At 34.8% G+C, this 19335-nt stretch carries 29 protein-coding genes and 2 pseudogenes; 14 read left to right on the top strand and 17 right to left on the bottom strand.

Annotated features, from left to right (window positions below; genetic code table 11):
• Nucleotides 1-21 precede the first annotated feature (21 nt).
• From artP to sbcB, 5 genes and pseudogenes are all read right to left on the bottom strand, one after another.
• Entirely contained in the window at nt 22-750 is a 729-nt protein-coding gene (gene artP / locus ACGH6Q_RS09745) for an arginine ABC transporter ATP-binding protein ArtP (protein ID WP_065560281.1), read from the bottom strand.
• Between the two features lie 180 nt (nt 751-930).
• Nucleotides 931-1560: pseudogene (locus ACGH6Q_RS09740) on the bottom strand (ElyC/SanA/YdcF family protein); the annotation flags it as partial.
• Nucleotide 1561: 1 nt separating this feature from the next.
• Nucleotides 1562-2251 (bottom strand): CidB/LrgB family autolysis modulator, encoded by a 690-nt coding sequence (locus tag ACGH6Q_RS09735; protein ID WP_411592714.1) that lies wholly within the window; start codon nt 2249-2251, stop codon nt 1562-1564.
• Complete coding sequence (locus ACGH6Q_RS09730) at nt 2248-2703, bottom strand: CidA/LrgA family protein (protein ID WP_081296801.1); 456 nt, start codon at nt 2701-2703, stop codon at nt 2248-2250. Before ACGH6Q_RS09730 ends, ACGH6Q_RS09735 begins: the two co-directional genes overlap by 4 nt.
• 87 nt (nt 2704-2790) lie before the next feature.
• Nucleotides 2791-4236, bottom strand: a complete 1446-nt coding sequence (gene sbcB, locus ACGH6Q_RS09725; protein WP_411592713.1) for an exodeoxyribonuclease I — start codon at nt 4234-4236, stop codon at nt 2791-2793.
• 176 nt (nt 4237-4412) lie between these two features.
• Here sbcB and ACGH6Q_RS09720 point away from each other — a divergent pair, with 176 nt between their 5' ends.
• The gene (locus ACGH6Q_RS09720) at nt 4413-5582 is read left to right on the top strand and encodes a tyrosine-type recombinase/integrase (protein ID WP_411592712.1); all 1170 of its coding nucleotides are present in this window, start codon (nt 4413-4415) and stop codon (nt 5580-5582) included.
• Here the strand turns inward: ACGH6Q_RS09720 and ACGH6Q_RS09715 are convergent.
• The 11 genes from ACGH6Q_RS09715 to ACGH6Q_RS09665 form a co-directional block, all read right to left on the bottom strand.
• Nucleotides 5566-5748 carry a helix-turn-helix transcriptional regulator gene (locus ACGH6Q_RS09715; RefSeq protein WP_065567557.1) on the bottom strand — a complete coding sequence of 61 codons (183 nt, stop codon included), beginning with the start codon at nt 5746-5748 and terminating at the stop codon, nt 5566-5568. The two genes, ACGH6Q_RS09720 and ACGH6Q_RS09715, sit on opposite strands and share 17 nt — an antisense overlap.
• 93 nt (nt 5749-5841) lie before the next feature.
• On the bottom strand, nt 5842-6237 hold the full coding sequence (locus ACGH6Q_RS09710; protein ID WP_065590902.1) for a hypothetical protein: 396 nt from the start codon (nt 6235-6237) through the stop codon (nt 5842-5844).
• Between the two features lie 56 nt (nt 6238-6293).
• A complete protein-coding gene (locus ACGH6Q_RS09705; RefSeq protein WP_411592711.1) occupies nt 6294-6497 on the bottom strand; it encodes a hypothetical protein in 204 nt (67 codons plus the stop codon).
• A complete protein-coding gene (locus ACGH6Q_RS09700) occupies nt 6490-6720 on the bottom strand; it encodes a hypothetical protein (RefSeq protein ID WP_091123793.1) in 231 nt (76 codons plus the stop codon). Before ACGH6Q_RS09700 ends, ACGH6Q_RS09705 begins: the two co-directional genes overlap by 8 nt.
• A gap of 3 nt (nt 6721-6723) precedes the next feature.
• Nucleotides 6724-7470: a KilA-N domain-containing protein gene (locus ACGH6Q_RS09695; protein ID WP_411592710.1), complete on the bottom strand. Its 747-nt coding sequence runs from the start codon at nt 7468-7470 to the stop codon at nt 6724-6726.
• The gene (locus ACGH6Q_RS09690) at nt 7467-7790 is read right to left on the bottom strand and encodes a hypothetical protein (RefSeq protein ID WP_411592709.1); all 324 of its coding nucleotides are present in this window, start codon (nt 7788-7790) and stop codon (nt 7467-7469) included. Before ACGH6Q_RS09690 ends, ACGH6Q_RS09695 begins: the two co-directional genes overlap by 4 nt.
• Nucleotides 7791-7792: 2 nt before the next feature.
• Nucleotides 7793-8020 carry a hypothetical protein gene (locus ACGH6Q_RS09685; RefSeq protein WP_411592708.1) on the bottom strand — a complete coding sequence of 76 codons (228 nt, stop codon included), beginning with the start codon at nt 8018-8020 and terminating at the stop codon, nt 7793-7795.
• An 8-nt stretch (nt 8021-8028) separates the two neighbouring features.
• Entirely contained in the window at nt 8029-8238 is a 210-nt protein-coding gene (locus tag ACGH6Q_RS09680; RefSeq protein ID WP_065590908.1) for a hypothetical protein, read from the bottom strand.
• 264 nt (nt 8239-8502) lie between these two features.
• The gene (locus ACGH6Q_RS09675; protein ID WP_160425582.1) at nt 8503-9387 is read right to left on the bottom strand and encodes a hypothetical protein; all 885 of its coding nucleotides are present in this window, start codon (nt 9385-9387) and stop codon (nt 8503-8505) included.
• Complete coding sequence (locus ACGH6Q_RS09670) at nt 9380-10150, bottom strand: HipA family kinase (protein ID WP_160425580.1); 771 nt, start codon at nt 10148-10150, stop codon at nt 9380-9382. Before ACGH6Q_RS09670 ends, ACGH6Q_RS09675 begins: the two co-directional genes overlap by 8 nt.
• An 88-nt stretch (nt 10151-10238) precedes the next feature.
• The gene (locus ACGH6Q_RS09665) at nt 10239-10937 is read right to left on the bottom strand and encodes an XRE family transcriptional regulator (RefSeq protein WP_296300962.1); all 699 of its coding nucleotides are present in this window, start codon (nt 10935-10937) and stop codon (nt 10239-10241) included.
• Between the two features lie 126 nt (nt 10938-11063).
• On the opposite strand from ACGH6Q_RS09665, the gene ACGH6Q_RS09660 reads away from it, so the two are divergent.
• From ACGH6Q_RS09660 to ACGH6Q_RS09630, 7 genes are all read left to right on the top strand, one after another.
• The gene (locus ACGH6Q_RS09660) at nt 11064-11282 is read left to right on the top strand and encodes a transcriptional regulator (RefSeq protein ID WP_296300964.1); all 219 of its coding nucleotides are present in this window, start codon (nt 11064-11066) and stop codon (nt 11280-11282) included.
• A gap of 5 nt (nt 11283-11287) precedes the next feature.
• A complete protein-coding gene (locus ACGH6Q_RS09655) occupies nt 11288-11560 on the top strand; it encodes a hypothetical protein (RefSeq protein ID WP_411592706.1) in 273 nt (90 codons plus the stop codon).
• A 175-nt stretch (nt 11561-11735) separates the two neighbouring features.
• Nucleotides 11736-12083 (top strand): hypothetical protein, encoded by a 348-nt coding sequence (locus ACGH6Q_RS09650; protein ID WP_411592704.1) that lies wholly within the window; start codon nt 11736-11738, stop codon nt 12081-12083.
• Between the two features lie 2 nt (nt 12084-12085).
• A complete protein-coding gene (locus tag ACGH6Q_RS09645) occupies nt 12086-13651 on the top strand; it encodes a DEAD/DEAH box helicase family protein (RefSeq protein ID WP_411592702.1) in 1566 nt (521 codons plus the stop codon).
• Entirely contained in the window at nt 13648-14622 is a 975-nt protein-coding gene (locus ACGH6Q_RS09640) for a primase-helicase zinc-binding domain-containing protein (RefSeq protein WP_411592701.1), read from the top strand. Before ACGH6Q_RS09645 ends, ACGH6Q_RS09640 begins: the two co-directional genes overlap by 4 nt.
• A 122-nt stretch (nt 14623-14744) precedes the next feature.
• Nucleotides 14745-14972 (top strand): hypothetical protein, encoded by a 228-nt coding sequence (locus tag ACGH6Q_RS09635; protein ID WP_174798238.1) that lies wholly within the window; start codon nt 14745-14747, stop codon nt 14970-14972.
• Nucleotides 14973-14976: 4 nt separating this feature from the next.
• A complete protein-coding gene (locus ACGH6Q_RS09630; protein WP_411592700.1) occupies nt 14977-16089 on the top strand; it encodes a DUF1133 family protein in 1113 nt (370 codons plus the stop codon).
• A gap of 208 nt (nt 16090-16297) precedes the next feature.
• On the opposite strand, the gene ACGH6Q_RS09625 is transcribed toward ACGH6Q_RS09630, so the two are convergent.
• A complete protein-coding gene (locus ACGH6Q_RS09625; RefSeq protein ID WP_411592699.1) occupies nt 16298-16486 on the bottom strand; it encodes a ribbon-helix-helix protein, CopG family in 189 nt (62 codons plus the stop codon).
• Nucleotides 16487-16940: 454 nt separating this feature from the next.
• Here ACGH6Q_RS09625 and ACGH6Q_RS09620 point away from each other — a divergent pair, with 454 nt between their 5' ends.
• The 6 genes and pseudogenes from ACGH6Q_RS09620 to ACGH6Q_RS09595 form a co-directional block, all read left to right on the top strand.
• Nucleotides 16941-17165 (top strand): phage holin family protein, encoded by a 225-nt coding sequence (locus ACGH6Q_RS09620; protein ID WP_080702289.1) that lies wholly within the window; start codon nt 16941-16943, stop codon nt 17163-17165.
• Entirely contained in the window at nt 17125-17658 is a 534-nt protein-coding gene (locus ACGH6Q_RS09615; protein WP_411592698.1) for a lysozyme, read from the top strand. The genes ACGH6Q_RS09620 and ACGH6Q_RS09615 overlap by 41 nt, the downstream gene beginning before the upstream one ends.
• 67 nt (nt 17659-17725) lie before the next feature.
• Nucleotides 17726-18187, top strand: coding sequence for a lysis system i-spanin subunit Rz (locus ACGH6Q_RS09610; RefSeq protein ID WP_411592696.1), 462 nt, complete (start codon nt 17726-17728; stop codon nt 18185-18187).
• Between the two features lie 9 nt (nt 18188-18196).
• Complete coding sequence (locus ACGH6Q_RS09605; protein WP_411592695.1) at nt 18197-18526, top strand: HNH endonuclease signature motif containing protein; 330 nt, start codon at nt 18197-18199, stop codon at nt 18524-18526.
• 143 nt (nt 18527-18669) lie between these two features.
• Nucleotides 18670-19146 carry a terminase gene (locus tag ACGH6Q_RS09600; RefSeq protein ID WP_411592694.1) on the top strand — a complete coding sequence of 159 codons (477 nt, stop codon included), beginning with the start codon at nt 18670-18672 and terminating at the stop codon, nt 19144-19146.
• An 8-nt stretch (nt 19147-19154) separates the two neighbouring features.
• A pseudogene (locus ACGH6Q_RS09595) lies at nt 19155-19335 on the top strand (terminase large subunit); the annotation flags it as partial.

The following is a 19335-nucleotide window of genomic DNA, read 5'->3' as shown; positions in this document are numbered from 1 at the left end:
ATCCACCTAATTTTATTTTAATTAATGTGACAAATAAGCTTTAAACTCTTCAGTTTTAGGATGAGCAAAACATTCGAGTTGTCCTCGCTCAATGATTTTACCTTGCTCCATATAAATTACTTGTGAAGCAATTTTGCGTGCAAAATCAACTTCATGCGTAACTATAATTTGTGTAATACCTGTTTGAGATAGCTCATTGATAATTTCGGCAATTTGCGATGTAATTGCTGGATCTAATGCTGCTGTAGGTTCATCGAATAATAATATTTGAGGTTCCATCATTAACGCTCTAGCAATAGCTACACGTTGCTGTTGTCCACCTGAGAGGTGAAGCGGGTAGCGTTGTGCCATATCATCAATTTGCAATCTTTGTAATATCGCCATTGCTTTATCGCAAGCTTCTTTTTTAGATAACTTTAATACTTGGCAAGGTGCTTCAATCAAATTTTCTAGTACCGTCAAATGCGGCCATAAATTATAGTTTTGAAATACCATGCCTACATTTTTACGGAGATGTCTAATTGTTGATTCACTGATTTTTTCAGAAAAATCAAAATGGGTGTTAGCAATAGTCATCTGCCCTGATTTAGGTATTTCAAGTAAATTAAATACTTTTAATAAAGAGCTTTTTCCTGCTCCACTTTGACCAAGTAAAACAATGGTTTCACCAAGTGGATAACAGAGTGAAACATCATTTAATGCCTGATGTTTACCATAAAAACAGTTAATATGGTTTAATTCAATATTCATTGTTAGTTATACATTTTTCTTGATGCTAAATTTGATTAAATATTACTTTTTCCTGCATAAAAATGCAATCTAATTTATTAGACAAGTTCTCTTTTGTCTGGTTTTTATACTTAAAGATGCACTTTCCTGAAAGTTTTTACAATCTTTTGTTATTTAGGATGGTTATTGAGCATTAGATAAAATAGGAATTACAGGACCAAGATATCTAGGTTCTTTTTTTAGAATATAAAGATCAATAAATGCACTAACACGCGCAAACATTTCGCGAATACGGACTAACTTCATATTTTTAGGGGAGGGCACAGCAAAACATTGCGCTTGTATGTCTTGTGCAAGGGCAATAAAAATAGCTCGTTCGCAATGAAACTCTTGAGTGATAATAGTAAAATTATTTGCATCAAATACTTTATTGGCACGAACCACCGAATCGAAAGTTCTAAAACCAGCATAATCCAAAACGATCACATCGCTAGGAATTCCAGCTTTTATCAAATCCTTCTTCATAGTAATTGGTTCATTGTAGCTTAAAAGAGCGTTATCACCACTTAATAATAAATAATCAACTTTGTTTTGCCAATAAAGATCAATTGCTCCATCAATACGGTTACGATAAAAATCATTTAAGCCTCCTCCTCGAACATATTTCGATGTTCCAAGTACAACACCAATAGTTCGGTAAGGAAGTTTGTTTTCATCATGATAAATATAAGGAGCCGTTTTATAGCTGATCCAATAATCTAAACCTATAATAGCAGTTATTGAAATCAAGCTGAAACTAACAATATAAGCAATAAGCTTTTTTAATTTCATGCTAAAGCCACTTAAAAATACATACCATTATTGGAAATAAAAAAGGTGCTGTCAATGAGGTCATAACACCACATAAAACTAATGATAACGAACTATACGCACCTTCGTTATAATCAACTTCAATACAACGGGCAGTGCCGACAGCATGTGAAACAGCACCGATAGCTAATCCTCTTGCTGGTGCTGATTTTATTTTTACTAAATTTAATATTTGATGTCCAAATATACCGCCTAATGTTCCAACTAATATCACGCATAATGCAGCTATTGACGGTACACCATCTTGATTACTTGCAATTGTTACTGCAATGGCAGTAGTAACAGATTTAGGTAGCACAGATGCAGCAATCTCAATACTTCCACCTAACCAAAATACAATACAAACACCGGTTATCATTGAAGCAAGCGATGCGGTAAAAGTAATAATCATTATTGACTTCCAACGAGCTTTAATTTGGGGAATAAGTTCATATAAAGGATAGGCGAGAGCAACAACAGAATAAGGCAAGAGGTCATTAATGATTTGTACGTTGTCAACGTATTGTGTATAGCTAGTGTTTGTTATCAGTAAAATTGGAATTAATACTATGACCGTAATTACTAGGGGATTAAATAACGGATTTTTTATTTTAAATGATATTTTTCTAATAATGAAGAAAATAAAAAGTGTTAATGGTAGCATCCATATCATGGCTGATTGACCTCACCTTTTGGTGATGAAATTGAATTTTTTGCTGCGACTTTATGACATTGTTCCGTTAAAAATGCAGTTAGAATCAATACAATAAGAGAACCACCTACACAGCCAAATATAATCGGAACCCAATTTTGTAATAAAAGTGAATAATTATCCATAATCCCCATTGCTGCAGGAATAAATAACAATGTCATGTAACGCATGAATAGATTACAGCTATTTTTGATCCAGCAAGTGGGAATTAACTGAAATGCAAGTAAGAAGAATAAGATCAATAAACCAATAATACTGCCAGGAATCATTATAGGTAGTATTTTAGAAATAATATTACCAACCCATAAACAAAGAGTTAATATGACCAATCCACGACCATAACTAAAAAGTGTATAGTATAAAGAATATAGTCTATGTCTGATGGTAGCGTGCTTAGCTAGAAAATGTTTCATAACGTAAATGCTATTAATCTTAATTATAAATTATGACGTTGCTAGTGTGACATAAAGTTATTTGTCTATATGATACGCTTGTCAAAATTAATTACCAACTAAATAATGGTAGTAATGATAAAGTTGTTTAATTAATGCTAGTTTTTCTGGTTGCTGAATATAAGTTTCAGCATATTGCTCTAATATTAATAAGTAATCTTGAATTTTTGGGGTGTTGAGTTTATCACGACAATAATCTTTCCAAATAATCTGTTCATGCTCTGTTAATGTTTGTGGGTAATTTCGCGCTTTATAACGAAAAAACAGTGTTGGTAAACGAGGATCATCAAACGTTAATGATAAACTATCTAATAGATGAATTGGAGTTGTTCGAATAGTTTCGCAGCGTAACTTATCTTGGTTATTTAGAAATTTTCCATAAATTTGAGAATCAACATCAGCGTTAATAGTATTAATAGGACTATTATTATCAATATTAAATAAAGACTGCATTTTATTTTGTAATAAATTTTGATTTTCTAACAATTTATGTTGGTTTATTAAACATTGCTCTATATCAATGTTAAACCGATTAGCATTTTCAGGTAATAATGTTTTTAATGGTGCAATAATAGGACATTTATTGGTATGAACCAATTTTAAAGGAATTCGTGATTCACCTAATTGTAGATCTTCAGTTTTGGTGTAGAGCCTTTCCTTTATTTGCTCAACGGGGAGATCGATTAAGAGATCTATATTACCAGTTAAATCGCAAATAACAGCGGCATTATTTTGTACTGGATGCCAAATTATAGGTGAAACTAAAGATAGATTACCACGATGGCTACCTAACATGCCTGATATATGAACTATTGGTGTCATATTAACTACATCAATAAGTTCAGCAACTTTATTTTTTTTACGTAATGAGAAAAAATAATTAAACAGTTTAGGTTGTTTTTCTTTTATTAATTTAGCCATTGCTATAGTTGCATAAACATCAGACATTGCATCGTGTGCATGTTCATGTTTAATGTTATTTGCTTTTGTTAGATGTTCTAAACGAAAACTTGGAAGGTTTTCATCATTAGTTGGCCAAATAATTCCTTCTGGTCTTAGCGCATAACAAGCACGAACTACATCAAGTAGATCCCATCTTGAATTGTTGTGTTGCCAACAATAAGTATAAGGGTCATAAAAATTACGATATAAAAGATTACGCGTTACTTCATCATCAAAACGAATATTGTTATAGCCTAAAATACAAGTATTAGGTTTGCTAAAAGTTTGATGAATTTGTCGAGTAAATTCAGCTTCACAAACTCCTTTGTTATTAGCTTCTTGAGGTGTTATGCCAGTAATTAGTACCGCTTCTGGATTGGGTAGATAATCTTGAGTTTGACAACAATATATAACCAAAGGATCTTCAATAATATTAAAATTCTCATCAGTTCGAATTCCAGCAAATTGAGCAGGGCGATCTAATGCAGGATGAGTTCCAAATGTTTCATAATCGTGGAAGTAAAAAGTTGGCTGTTCTTTGTTATTTTTCATTGTTCTTCTTTGCTCGTAATTGTTCTTTTATTTATTTAAATTCAATAAGATATAATAAATTTTTGTTCATTTTTGTTTTTAGCTATTTAAGCGGTTTTTTATTTGTTCACTTGCAAATGTGTACAGATTGAGTACATAATTATATTTTTATATGTGTACAGAATGTAGAAAATAAAATGGCATTAAGTGATGCAAAATTAAAATCAATATTAAATAAACCTTACACAGGGTTACCTGAGTTAACCGATGGTGATGGTTTGGGAGTAAGAATATCACAAAAAGGAACAATTGCGTTTCAATTTCGTTATAGATGGAACGGAAAAGCTCAAAGAATGACAATAGGACGTTATCCATCATTATCGCTTAAAGATGCTAGGATTTTGGTCGGTGAGCTGAGAGACTTATATAATAAAGGAATCGACCCAAAAAAGCATAATCAAGCAAACAATACAGGTATGACTTTGAATGCTTGCCTTGATTATTGGATGGAAAAATATGTATCAACGCTTAGAGATAAAACTGCCACACTATATCAAGCCGTTGTATGCAAAAATCTTTATAATCAATTTCCTGATATACCAGTTAATGAGATACCTGTGCGTGACTGGGTCACTTTTTTTGAAAAGCAAGAACAAATTAATCTTAAAAGAGCCAGAACAATACTAGTGCAGGCTAAATCTGCAATAAATTGGTGTATTAGTCGTCAAGTTATAGACTCATGTGAGTTAATGAAATTAAGCCCTAAAAATATAGGCGTTAAAACTGAAATTGGTGATAGGGTATTAACGTATAAAGAGTTAGCAAAAATATGGCTAGCAATTGAGAATAGCAGGGCATCAACAATAAATAAGCTTCTACATCAAATGCTAATGTTATGGGGGGCTAGAAATTCAGAATTACGACTTGCTTCTGTTGATGAATTTGATATGGGTGAATTGATTTGGACAGTTCCAAAGGAACATAGCAAAATGGGTAACGTAATAAGAAGACCTATTTTTGAACAAATTAGACCAATGGTTGAAAAATTACAAAATATGTTTAATGATAAAATGTTTCCAGGAACATCGTTAAATACCTCTATTACAATTTCAGCAGCTAATAGGTATGTAAGGCGATTGCGTGAAAAATTAGATATGCCAGAATGGAGCTCCCATGATTTTAGAAGGACATTATCAACTAGATTATCAGAGGAGGGAGTTATGCCCCATATCACAGAAAGGATGTTAGGGCATGAACTTGGTGGTGTTATGGCTGTTTACAATAAACATGATTGGTTAGAAGATCAAAGAAAGGCATATGAATTATATGCTGATAAGATCCTTTGGCATATTAAACACGTTGATTAATTCCGCCATTATTAAACCAGTCAATTACCGCTTTTTTATTGTATCGCTTTGGATAATTCAATACAGCAGCAGGAAAACCTTTATTTTTTGTTAAATTATAAATTGTTGTCCTGCTTTTGATGCCAAACTTTTGCATGATTTCTTTTTCTTCGATTAAGTCATACATTTTATTTTTCTCCAGACTTTTACTTATACTGTATTTTTCGCCAAATTTGGCGTTAATTCATTAAAGGGGTATTCCCCCATTGGGGGATATTGTTTATTTATTTAACTCTGATGGTTTCTTCTCAACAATCTTCATAAATCCAACACCGAAATACTTAATATAAAGATCATTAATAAAAAAGAGCATTTCGTTAGCCATACCAAGTCTTTCTTCATCCCAGCTATCAAGTGCAGTATGCACCTCGTCTGCAATAATGCCGAATGCGTTAGCGGCTAAAGCTGACTGATTTAAAAGTGCACCAGCTATAAATGAGCTGAATTGATTGCGTATATCTTCATTAGAAAAGTTATTAAGTAAATTAGAATCATTTGTAACTGAAAAATCAGCACTTGGGTTATGCTTTTTTGCGAACAATATAAATTGCTGTCTTACCGCATTTGCCGCAACTTCATTTAATTCGCTGTTAATAATCATTTTAGTTAAGCTCATCTTTATGTCTCCTATTTAACATGTACGCATCAAGTTTGTTATTTTGTATCTTTCCATTAGTCACTTTTACCTTGTGTTAGTTGATACTCAATAGCAGAACGGAATCCTTGTGCAAATACATCAAAGATTTGTGCTGTATCGTTTTCAATATAGTTGTTTAAAGCTTTAATATTTGGGTCACGCACCAGTGAAAAATCTAGCTTATTTTTAACAACAAATTTTTCAAAACAAGTGTGAACAGTAAACATAAGATTATTCATTGGTTGATTCCTCCATTTTTATAAAAGCATTTTCTATAACACCTTTTAATATCAGTAACGCAGAACCGAATTGATTCATGGTTTCATCATCCACAGTAGTTAAATCGGCACAACGAAGCGTGTCAGCAATAGCACCGATACCGTCATTTGCGATACTAAGCACTTCTCTTAATTCTTCTTTAGAGGCTGATGTTGATAATAAATAATTAACTGGGTTATACATGGGTTATACCTCCATATGTGATTTAATGGCTTTTATTCCATTTTCGTTGTAACGAAAGTTAGTGACTTGCTTATCTGAATGTTCAGCTTTATCTAGCACAAAGATGCCATTTTCCGCTGTCTTCAAATTGTACTTATTAGCAATTAGTCCCACCTTGTGACCTGATATTCCCAGTTGTGCACCGACTTCTTTTGCTGAATAAGTTTGTCCATCTAGAATAGGATAGGGGACAACAGAACCTGCGATTGGATTAATTAACTTAGCATAGATAGCTTGTTTTGATGGCGAGCTCAAATTAGATAAGTGGCCACATAATTTTTCAGCAACGTTATAAACTTCTTTTATCGCTCTCGCTTTTCTTAATTCTGGTAACCCTGAGTTATCAATTTTTGGTGTAGGTGTAAGCTCGCCTTTTTTGTAATCCAAAAATACTTGGTTAACCGTCAACTGAAATTTTGGACTGATCCAACCGGCATAAGAAATGGCCAAAAGTTCATGGGCGAATGTACCAGAAGAAATACCGCCTTTTGTGACAGTGATTATTTCTTGACCAAAGGCAGAATTCTGCCTTAGCTCTTCAATAAGTTCTTGAGTGGACTTTGTTGCTAACCATGCTTTAGGTCTTTTAGCATCTTTGCCCCCACTAGCTTTATGCAAAGCATTAAGATTATATCGACCCTCTTTATCGGTTGTGATAGAGATTCCAGCTATTACTGGACAAGATAAATTGTTTTTGATACTATTTTTCACGCTTTCATTCCTAAGTTGTTGGTTTGATTTTCCCCTTTGATGGCGGTCTTAGGGGATCCACTTTTTGCCTTTTTCCTGATATCCACAAGTATTTGTGGAAATACTTCATATATGCAATTGAGATCACCCGTTTCTAAAAATCGATTATGAATCTTGGTTAAAGGTTCGATAGCATTTATGCATCGATTATTTAACTGCTTTATCACATTAGGGATTTCTTTTGCTGAGAAAAGAGCACTAAATAATGGCTTTTTCCCTTCACGAATAAAAAGGGATATAAGTGGCTCATCTAAAAAATATCCTAAGCTGAAATTACTCATTTTTACTCCCACCCAACAGGTTTTGATAATTTTTCTAATTTACTTCTTATGTTTTCAATAACATCAGCAACCAACCACGCCGAGCTATTAATTTGATTATTGGCATAATCTCCGTCTGGTTTTGTTACCGTTAAAATTAACCCGACAACGCCTTTTAACTGTAATAATTGGCAATCAATTTCTTCATACTCATCAGCGGTTAATTGAGTACATACATTCTTGTCGTCCATTTTTTACCTCATTTTTGTCTTGGCAAGTTATCTAAAGCTTCTAATGTCTCTTCTAACCGATCTGCTATCATCCAAGCGCAAGTGTTAACGTGGTCGTTTCTATTATCGGAATCTGGGGAGGTTGTTTCATTGATTAACATGGCCACCGCTTTCATTTGAATTAGCGTTTCTTGAATTCTTTCTCGTGACTCGTGATTTAATAAATAGGCAGTCTTCATTAGTAGCTCCTTAATTGAATTGATTACAACTATTATTAATAAGATCATTTATAATTATCAGATGAATTGTTTGTTGATACAGATTACAACATAAGTTGTTATTTATATCAACACTAAAAGTTGTTATTTTTTGGGGTTGAGTTGTTAATGTGTTGTTTTTATGTAATTGATTGTTGTTTGTTTGATTTTTTTTTAATCAATTAGGTGTTTTAAAGTTGTGGTGGGGATTTTAGGTGTGAAAAAACCCGCACTGGGCGGGTCTGTTTAAGCTACAAAATTGAATTCAGCTCTCTCAATCCTTTTTAATGCTTGCTGCGGAGTGTTCACAGGGGTAACTATGATTGAGTGCTTATCTCCAACTTCTTCTAGCGTTAATAAAGCATCATTTAATCGCTTCATCTGTCGCTTGCTAAATGTGATATCATCTTCAGTCGGTCTATAGACAATAAGCTCATGTGTACTTCGTGTAAAGAAATTATCGTGATCCTTGATAGCAAATAAATCTAACAATCTTGCTTTGTTCTTATCTAAATCTGTCCCTATGTTATTTGGTCTTAATCTTTCGGTATTAATTGCAGAGCGATCACTTAGGAAAAATATCTTAGCAGCTCTAGCTTCTGATACAACCTTAAATTCTCTATCAAAATAACGATCGAAGCTTGGATGATTATTTATAGTTATATCTTTTAATAATTTTGACCAAGTGTTATCTGATGAATATTGATCATTATCTTCATCGTTAGAATAAAAATCAAGGGATGACAGGCTTGATGTTAGCATCACAGCTTGCCTAAGAACCCCGATAATATCACTGGATGAGGTGCTTTTTATTTTACCCAAAACAACACCTTGCATAGGAACATTCCAGTTTTCTAGAATTTCTGTTTTGCTTAGATGTGAAGTAAGACTAGAAATAATTAATTCAATCAGAGAGTTAAACTGATCTGATTTGTTACCATACATAGCTTTAACCACGCACTGTCTAATAGATTGTCTAATTTTAAATTCACCACCTTCGCTAACAGCTACCACAGCGATAGTTAGTTTTTCTCCAGAGCCCATGATTGGCTCAAAGTAAATTGGAGCCCAAATAGCTTTATAAGTTGGCGCTTGTGGTATTGTGGATAATAATTTATTACTATCAAACATTTACAAAATCCATCTGGTTTGGGTTAATTCTATTGTTTATGATTTTTTGAATGAATTCACTACGACTAGTTAGAAAATATAGTAACTCATTTTTCGATTTATGAGCAATAGGTATTTTATTAATAGCTTTAGCTATTAGATTATTATTATTTATTTCTTCTATTTCTTCGCACCAAATAGTTAATCTGTTGCATAGCGCAATTTTATCTAATTTATGTTCACAAGATAACTCGGTAAATTTACATAGCAAATGATTAAATAATATATTATTCCAATCTTCATCATAGTCTGGTGTAAATTTATCTAATTGCATTGATAAACCATGATCAATCATAGCTATATCTTTTCCATTGTATAATAAATTACCAGAATGTCGGTCTGGATTGATAATAAATTCATCAAAAAAAGATGCGCTTTCAAGGGCGCTCCAGTTTTTAATTATTGAATGAAATTCAATATAATACGGGTCTTGAATATTTAATCTATGATAGAGATTTGGATACCCAACATCAAGAGAACCGAAACAGAAAACATCATTTTGGTCTAATAGTAATATAGGTTCAGGAATTGGTAAATTTATTAGTCTACCTAATATAGCACAAATTAATTCTTTTAATATCTCAATTCCTTTTATATACTTCGCTACAACAGGATATTCTTCATTATCACAACAAGCGATACATCTGAAAGAATTATTTATGCCATCTTCGATAGGTTCCGAATCACTAATAATTCTTCCTACTTTTACCATATTGTCTGTCATCAAGTATTATTCCTTACATTATTGATTTAACAACTTATTTATCCAAAAACCGCCGAAGCGGTTAGCCGTGCTTTCTTAATAGCATTGATTACATTTCAAATGAACAATGAAATACTCGCCCGATTATTTGTATGTTTTTAGTATCATCGATTTCATCAGGGAATTCTTCAGAGTTGTAAGAAACAATTCTTATTTTTCCTGCTGGTAATAAATACAATCTTTTTAGCCGACACAATCCGTCTTGGCATATTGCATAAACATCGCCATCACGAATATCTTTTTGTAGTGTGTTTACCGCAACAGTTGCTCCGTCTGGAATAACGGGCTCCATGCTGTTCCCTTTAGCTGGAAAACAAATGACAAACTCTTTCTGTGCGTTTTTTCTTCTAAAAAATGATTTGCTAAATCTGAGCTTATATCTATTGTGATCTTCTGTACTTGAACAGCCATGTCCTGCAGCAAGTTCAATTGATTTGAAATATGGAACTTCAACTTCATCATCATTTAATGGGGTTTTATCATCCCAGTCATCCGCTTCTCTTGTTGATAATTCGTTCATCGGTGTTCCGTCTCGTTGTTGTTTAAGCTGAGGACCTTCTCCCTTAGCTAACCATTCCACCGAAACACCTAAATAATCAGCGATCTTCAATAGATTTCTATTTGATTTTGTTTTTCCTGTCATTAATTTCCATATTGTGGTTTGAGACATACCAATAGCCTCTCCGAGTTTCGCCTGAGAAATCTTCTTTTCTTTCATTATTGAAGTTAGTCGATCTGCTAATGTCATTTTTAAGCTCCTTTTTCATTTAAATAAAATACAACCAAAGTTGTATAAAGTAAAATACCTTAAGTTGTTGACATAAGCAAAAACAAAAGATATATTTACAACATAAGTTGTTATTAAGAGGCTAATATGAAAAATAAAGTTATTGAGCAAGCCATTTTAATTACAGGAAGTCAAAAAAAATTAGCTAATGCATGTGGAACAACTCAGCAAAATGTTTGGAAATGGCTACATAACAAGCAAAAAGTCAAAGCTGACTATGTACCGTTAATTGTTAAAGCAACAAATGGCGTAGTTAAAGCGTGTGAGTTGCGCCCTGATTTGCCAGAGTTATTTCCGCCGGAATGATTCTCATGACATCAATCTATTGCTTACCCGAAACTTATTGCAAGGATGATGAAAAATGGATCATCGAAATGTTATCAAAGCTACCGCAGCGAGTTAGGAAAAGGGTATCTGTGTTATATGCAGAAGCATTTATAGCCGAATATGACAAAGAGCCAATAGCACACAAAAAGGAGAATAAGGCTCGTAGAGAAGCCAATACAAGGCTTCGTAAATATGTAAAACGTTATTCAAGTGTAATGAGTTGTCAGGTCTGTGAGCCGCCAATAGTTACACTGTAACGAAAATCCTCAACATGTTTTTGAGGTACTCATCAAGAGAGAGAAGCGGCTTTTGATGGGTAAGGGCGGGGGTGCTTGGTAGTTTAATAATACTACTGAGTATATATATTTTATTACTATTCCAAAGAAAGAATTATTTATATAGATCTTAATTATTATATATATAGGGGCATGAATGAAAGCTGAGATTATAGCAATACTATCCAAGCAGTTTGACAAGACGACGGTATCGGATAAGCGGTTTTTTATGTCGGCATTGATTGCTAAGTTGAACCTAAATGGTTATGTGGTTGAGAAGGAGGCGAAGCATCCTTTCTTGGAAAATGCAAAAATCAACCTTAAGGTTAGTAAGAGCGGTAAGTCTTGCTGGATTGAGCTTGATAACAAAAGCCCTCGTATTCGCTCACTGGAGCGTATTCAGTCACTAGGTGAACATGGTGAGCAAGGTTTTATTTTGTTGAGAAATAGTTTTTTATCTCAGCACAAAACGTTAGGCGTTGATGTGGTTTCAGCGAGAAGGTAATCATGCTTAATATCACTCCAAATCACGCTCAAAAAAAGGGACTTGCTGAACTTCGTCAAAACTGGAAGGAATACCGCACATTCATGGTTAGTAGCCCAACAGGGAGCGGTAAAACGGGGCTTGCCGCATTCATAACTGACGGTTTTATTAATAACAATATGCGCGTGTTATTTATCGCTCCGTACACCATTTTGATTGAACAAACAATGGCTCGTTTTGTTCAATACGGGATCGATGAAAATCTTATTTCTGTGATTTGGCAAAAGCACGAACTATATGACCCAAGAAAGCCGATTCAGATAGCCAGTGCCGATACTTTGATTCGCCGTGAACTTCCTGCTGATGTCGATCTGATTATCATTGATGAAGCTCATTTAAAACGTAAAAAGTTACTAGCATACATCAAAGAAACATCAGCAAAGGTTATCGGGTTATCAGGAACACCTTTTGCAACATTCCTAGGGCAATATTACGAAAAACTTATAAAGCCAACCAGTATGAAAGAATTAATACAACTTGGCGAGTTAAGCCCTTATGAATTCTATGCACCAACTAAACCCAACTTAAAAGGTGTTAAATCTCATAACACAGCAATGGGAAATGATTACAACGAAGATGAGCTAGGCGAAATTATGTGCGGAGCTGATTTGGTGGGGGATTTAGTGCAAAACTGGCTAGAACACGGCAATGACTTACCAACAGTTTGCTTTTGCGTCAATGTTAAGCACGCAAATTATGTCACTATCCAGTTTAAAAAATCGGGGATCAACGCTGAGGTTATGACGGCAAGCACTCCACAAGATGAGCGTAAATTAATTATTGAACGGTTTGAGTTGGGCATTACTAAAATCCTCATCAATGTAGGTGTGCTTGTTGCTGGTTTTGATAGTGATGTTCGATGTGTTATTTATGCCCGTCCAACGAAGTCAGAAATCAGATGGGTTCAGTGTATTGGTAGGGGACTTAGGACAGCAGAGGGAAAAGATAAATGCGTTATTTTTGACCATAGCGGAACGGTTCACCGTTTAGGTTTTCCTGATGATATTGAGTATGACAAATTACCGTCAAAGGATGATGGTATGAAGGATAATAAAATCCAAGAACGCCAAATTACCGAGAAAAAGCCAAAGGAATGCCCGTCTTGTAAATTTATGAAGCCTATTGGTGTTTATACATGTCCTAAATGCGGTTATGAGCCATTAGCTAATGAAGATGTTGAAACAGACGAAACCCGTAACATTCAAAAAATTAACAAAGGTAAGCGTACTGAGTATAGCCAATCAGAAAAGCAATCTTGGTGGTCTCAAATTTTGTTTTATCAGCATCAAGTAGCACAAACCAAAAATAAATCATTAAGCGATGGATGGTGCGCTCATGTTTATCGAAGCAAGTTTGGAGTGTGGCCAAGAAAGTTGAACTATTGCTTAAAAGAAATTGGTCCTGAGGTGAGAAATTTTATTTTAAGTAAACAAATTGCATACGCTAAAAGCCGTGGATTATCAACACAGAAAATACAGCAAGACTTATCGTTAGCAACTGATGAAGTATTATTGGGCGGTCAAGCATGAGAACCGTGGACGCAATCAAGTATCATATTCCTGCTGTCTTAGCGCATTATAATTTGCCTCCAATCACTGGAGGTAAGCATTATCGTGGTGAATGTCCTATGTGCGGTAAGAAAAATCATTACCGCATGGATAACAGAGATAATAAGGGGACTTGGATTTGTAGTTGTGGCAATGGTGATATTTGGAAGCTATTGCAAACAACCCAGCAAAAAGATTTTAGAACGTTAGCGAAAGAAATCGATCTGCTGATCGGCAATTCATACACTAATAATAATCAACCTAAACAGTTAAAAAGCAATATAAATGAGCTTAGGAACAGGGTTATTAAGAAATTTAATAATCTTGAATCACTAAAAGGAACTCAGGCAGAAAAATACCTCAATAATCGCCATATTACGCTACCTACTAATGTATGCAACATAAAGTATTCACCAAGCGAGGGAAAGGGAAATACTGCATTAAGTGCTATTTATGCATTAGCAACGGATCTTAACGGAAACCTGTGTTATCTGCATCGCACGTTATTAAATGGAGACAGTAAAGCCAATATTACCACACCTAAGAAGCTAAATAGCTTACAAGATGAAAATTATCTGACTTATGCAAAGTCGGTAGCGATTCGATTATTTCCCGTTTCGTCAACGCTTGGCATTGCTGAGGGGATAGAAACAGCTTTGTCATGCTATCAAATTTATAAATGTAATACATGGTCTACTATCAATGCGGCATTTTTAGAAAAATTTATAGCACCGCTTGGCGTTAAGCATCTGATGATTTTTGCTGATACTGATTGGAATTTAACAGGACAATCAGCCGCATTTAAGTGCGCTAAGAATAACCTTTTATCAATACATAACGATGTTGAAAAGGTAACGATTAGATGGCCAGAAAAAGGTGATTTTAATGATGTGCTGATCCAGGGTCTAAAAGTTTATGAATGGTCGAGCTTAAAAGAGAAAAAAGGGGAGTAGGCGTGACTTATAAAATAACAAATGCAAAGCATAAAAAATATATCAAAGAATTCTATTCAGTCACTAAGTTTTTAGTTGCTGTCATTGTGATTGCGTTATTTTTGGGTGCGAGGTAGTGAAACGTGGTGACTAAAGCAGAATTAAAAATATTAGAAAAAGCATTTATGGCAGGATTAACAGGAACTTATTTTCAAAGCGAATCAAAGCTAGCCAAAAAATTAGTTGAGGACGGTCTTTTACAAGATGTTACATCAGAGGAAATGACTTGTTTTGGGATGATGATAGTTAGGCATTTAACCTTAACTTTATTAGGTCATTTTATATATTGTGATAGTTGCGCAGAGGAGTAATTTAATGACAGCTGAAAAAATTCTACAAGAATTAACTCACAAATCAGCGCAATCAGCTCATTCAATTCGTCGGTTAGGTCGAACAGCTAGGCGTATTGGAGAAAATAAGCGTCATCAGTTTTTAAAAGATGCTGTGTATTATGACCAGAATACAGGTATTTTTACGTCTACTTATAAAGAGGGTATCCATGTTAAAGGCATACATGACAAGCAAGGGCGGTTATTTATTGTTGTAAATAGCCGTAAATACGCTGCAGAACGACTGGCGTGGTTTTTAGTTACTAGCGAATGGCCAAAACGTAAAATCCAGCACAAAAATGATAATATTGCAGATAATCGCTTTGATAATCTTGAAGAAGTTCGTTCAATTGAAAGGAAAATCCCCAAGGTAACATTATCAGAGGGCGTGCATTATTCAGCATCAGATAATAAATGGGTTGCTATAGTTTATCGTAATCGGCAACACTACAATTTGGGACGTTATACCAGTGAACGAGCGGCAATAAAAGCGGTTGCAAGGTTTACCAAAAATCTGAATGAAGATGCGTTAAAAAACGAGAGTGCATACAATGTATTGGCACAATTGAAGAATAAAAAGCAACTTGGTACTAGTATGTCACTGACAGCTTACCAACGCTTATTTATTGAAAATATTCTTACAGGTTGGGGGGCGTGGGCATATCAAGAGATAAAAGAAAGTAATGAGAATGTGATTGCTAAAATGATGCTATCATCATCCGATATTAGCGATACTGCGTTAGTTGATATTATTGATGGTTTATATAGCCAAGGATATAAGGGTAAAGAGTTATTCGAAAAAGCTAGTGATATTATTGCTTCATTAAGGCACCGCCACGCCGAACAATTAGCTGATGATGAAGCTTTAAAGGTGGACAAGCTTTTAATTGAAACGTTCGGCAGAAACAGCCCTATTATCAAAATTGCGGTTAGCTATTATGTTTATGGTCACGCTATGTCAGATATAGCTAATTATCTCGAGAAAATAACAGATTATAGACTAACTAACTATCAAGCAAGAAATAGAGTTAATTGGTGCTTAGATTACCTTAAAACGAGATTTTATCGAGCTTATCAATTTTGGGGCGAAAAATCGTAAAAAATGCTTGAAATTATATGTGGCGCATGATATAAATGTGTTATATTCGACGCGAATAGTTGGATGTAAGCCTTGTTAGAGATAACAGGGCTTTTTTGTTGCCTGCTACAACGTGTGAATGCTGACGTAGCAAACTGATAGAAAAAATTCAGGGTAATGATAATAGATTCATTACTCAACAGTGTAAATAGTTACATATAAGCCTCAATTAAGAGGCTTTTTTGTTATCAAGATAGAATTTCACAGCATCAACAATAAGTTGAGCTTGTGGTACATCTAAGCTTTTACTTGCCTGTTCAATTAATGCGATATCATCAACGTGTAGTTTGAAGCCTTTTACTTTAACTCCTCGTTTTTGGTCGCTTTTTGCTTGAATTTCTGTTATTGATTTTGCCATAAAATCACCTTGATTTATTAAGTGTCAATTGATATATTTAAGGTCATCGGAGAGGTTTCCCTCTCCTTTGAACTACTTTAGAATGCTGGCGAGCTAATCAAAAGTAGCAGAATTAAAATGAATATTTTGAGCTTCATTTTACTTCTCCTTAAGCCCTCGTCTTAGGTCGGGGGTTTACCTTATCAAGTCCCTCACTTGATGGTTATCATTATAGGTTAACCTATAATAAAAGTCAACACTATTTATCTAAAAATTTTAATTTTTTATAGATTTATTGCCGAATAAAATTATTGAATGAAGCCGCTTAACTGCGGTTTTTTCATGTCCAAATTTCATGCATGTCGGCGACATTGATGTCGTCAACATCTACAGAATCGACAGCAAAGCTAGACACACACATAACTAACATTTAGCTAGTACGCTGTCACATCATTAACTAACAAGAATATTCATCATGGAAAAATACACTTCACCAATTTCGTATTTTTGGGGAGCTATATGCACTCTATTTGGCGCGCTCAGTTTGAACGATATTGCTATCGTGGTTGGTATTATTTTATCAATAGCGACGTTTATTATTAACTGGGTATATAAACGCCGAGATTTTTATCATAAAAAGAACCTGAGAGAGCAATACTATGAAAAACACAACAAGAATAGCGACGAGTGCGATTTGTAGTGTTTCGGTAATCATTGGGATTGTTATTGCTAATTACTCAGATGAAATCAGAACGAGCAAGGCGGGGCTTGAAATAATCGGTAATGCTGAATCATGCGTAAGAGAGCCGTATTATTGTCCCGCTAATGTGTTAACGGTTGGTATTGGTTCAACGGGTAACATTCAACAAAAAGTTTATTTAGACGAGGAAATAGCCAAAAGATGGGTTGGTGATATCAAAACAGCAGAAATGTGCGTTAATCGCTACGCTAATGGTTTTCACCTACCTCAACCCGTTTTTGATGCTGTAACGTCAATTACTTTTAACGTTGGATGTTCAAAAATGAGAACATCAACAATGTATAAACATCTGAACAATGGCGATTATAAAGCGGCTTGTAATGAGTTCCCAAGGTGGAATAAAGCAGGCGGTAAAGTGCTAAACGGCTTAGTAATCAGACGAGAAAAGGAGAGGGCGTTATGTCTATCTTATGCTTCATCATCGCTTCAATAATGGCTGTTAATGATGTTAACGGTTGGGGTTGGTTTTTATTTGTATCGTTATTGTTGAGTGATTCGTCATGTTCAAATTGTCAAAAGTAAATATAACGTTGATTAGTATATTGGCTTTTGTTAGTTATTTTGCATACAACTGCTGGCAAGATAAACGTCTTGCAGTCTCAAGAGCGAATAAAGCCGAAGCAAAGTACGAAAAGTATATACAAGATAATAATGAAGTTAAAAAAATTGAATCAAACATTATTGAGGCAATAAAAAATGGTCAAGCTAAAACAGATGCTTTACGTAATGATATCGATAACGGTCTTGTCGAGTTGCGCGTCAAAGTCGAATCCGTCGAGCGAGATAGTGCCACCGCCAGCAGTATTGCTAACAAAGCCTTACGACTTGCAAAGTCTTCTCAACAAGATTATTACAATCTCACCAATGCAATCGAGTACAATAAAGTAATAATTGAGGGGTGGCAGAAATACTATTGTAAAGAGATTGCGCCTAAGAACGGCACAGAGTTTATGTGTGATTAAGATAATACCATGATAAACGTATACAACAACGCCAGATGGCGTAAAGCCCGATTAACATATCTACAACGTAATCCATTTTGTGTTATGTGCTTAAAGCAAGGCAGATATGAACCCGCTACAGCAGTAGACCACATTATTCCTCACAAACTCGAACAAGCATTAATATCTAAAGACCCGATAAAGATAAAGAAAGCCCAAAAGCTATTTTGGGATTCATCAAACTATCAAGGTTTATGTAGTACTCATCACTCAAGCACTAAACAACGTATTGAGAATAGAGGAGTAGAGATAGGATGCGATGTGAACGGTATGCCTTATGGTGGGCATTGGGTTGACTGAAATCGTTATTTTACAAAGATTCATAAAAAATCATAAATAAGAGGGAGGGGGTGGTAAATTTCTACAACTTTTGGTCGTCCAAACCGCCCACCCTCATTCATTTTAACGCTAACCCGATTTTTTTAGTTTTTTTAGGATTGATTATGGCCGCAAAAAAGAAAACACGCTCAGATAGCACTACGGCGGTTATCAGGGCAATGGATAATGCCGCTAAAAACACAATTGAACCTCCTGAGCACGCGGGGCTAATGGCTAAAGCTCGCCCTTTTTGGGATGCTAACATTAAATCTAAATCGCTAGATTTATGGACAGATACCGACCTTATCGAATGTGCTGATTTATGTAATAACCAATTAAGAATTCTCGAATTACGGAAAGAGCTAGCTAAGGAGAATAAAAAAATTGGCGAAGAACGAAACTCTAACGAGATAAAGCGAATTGATAAGCAGATTACTGATTTGGGTCGGTTAGTTGCCGCACAAAAAAGAAATCTGCAAATACACTCTCATGCAACAAATGGCGAATCACGAGATCAAGTTAATCATAATAAAAACGAGCAAGAAGCTAGAAGATACTTGGGTAAACATGATGATGGCTTGCTTGCCACTCCAATACATTAAGGTGGAATATGACGAGAGGTGAAAAAGTAATTGCTTTTATTGAGCGATATTGCCGAGTTCCCGACGGCGAACACCTTGGTGAGCCGATGCAATTGGCTGATTTCCAGAAAAGGTTCATTTTAGAAATCTACGATAACCCACACGGCACTCACTCGGCATACCTCAGTATTGCGAGAAAGAACGGAAAGA

This window comes from Gilliamella sp. BG2 (assembly GCF_046635645.1).
GTDB classification, from domain to species: Bacteria; Pseudomonadota; Gammaproteobacteria; order Enterobacterales; family Orbaceae; genus Gilliamella; species Gilliamella bombi.
The sequence above is the reverse complement of the archived record's forward strand: the minus strand, read 5'-3'. Positions and strand labels throughout refer to the sequence as shown.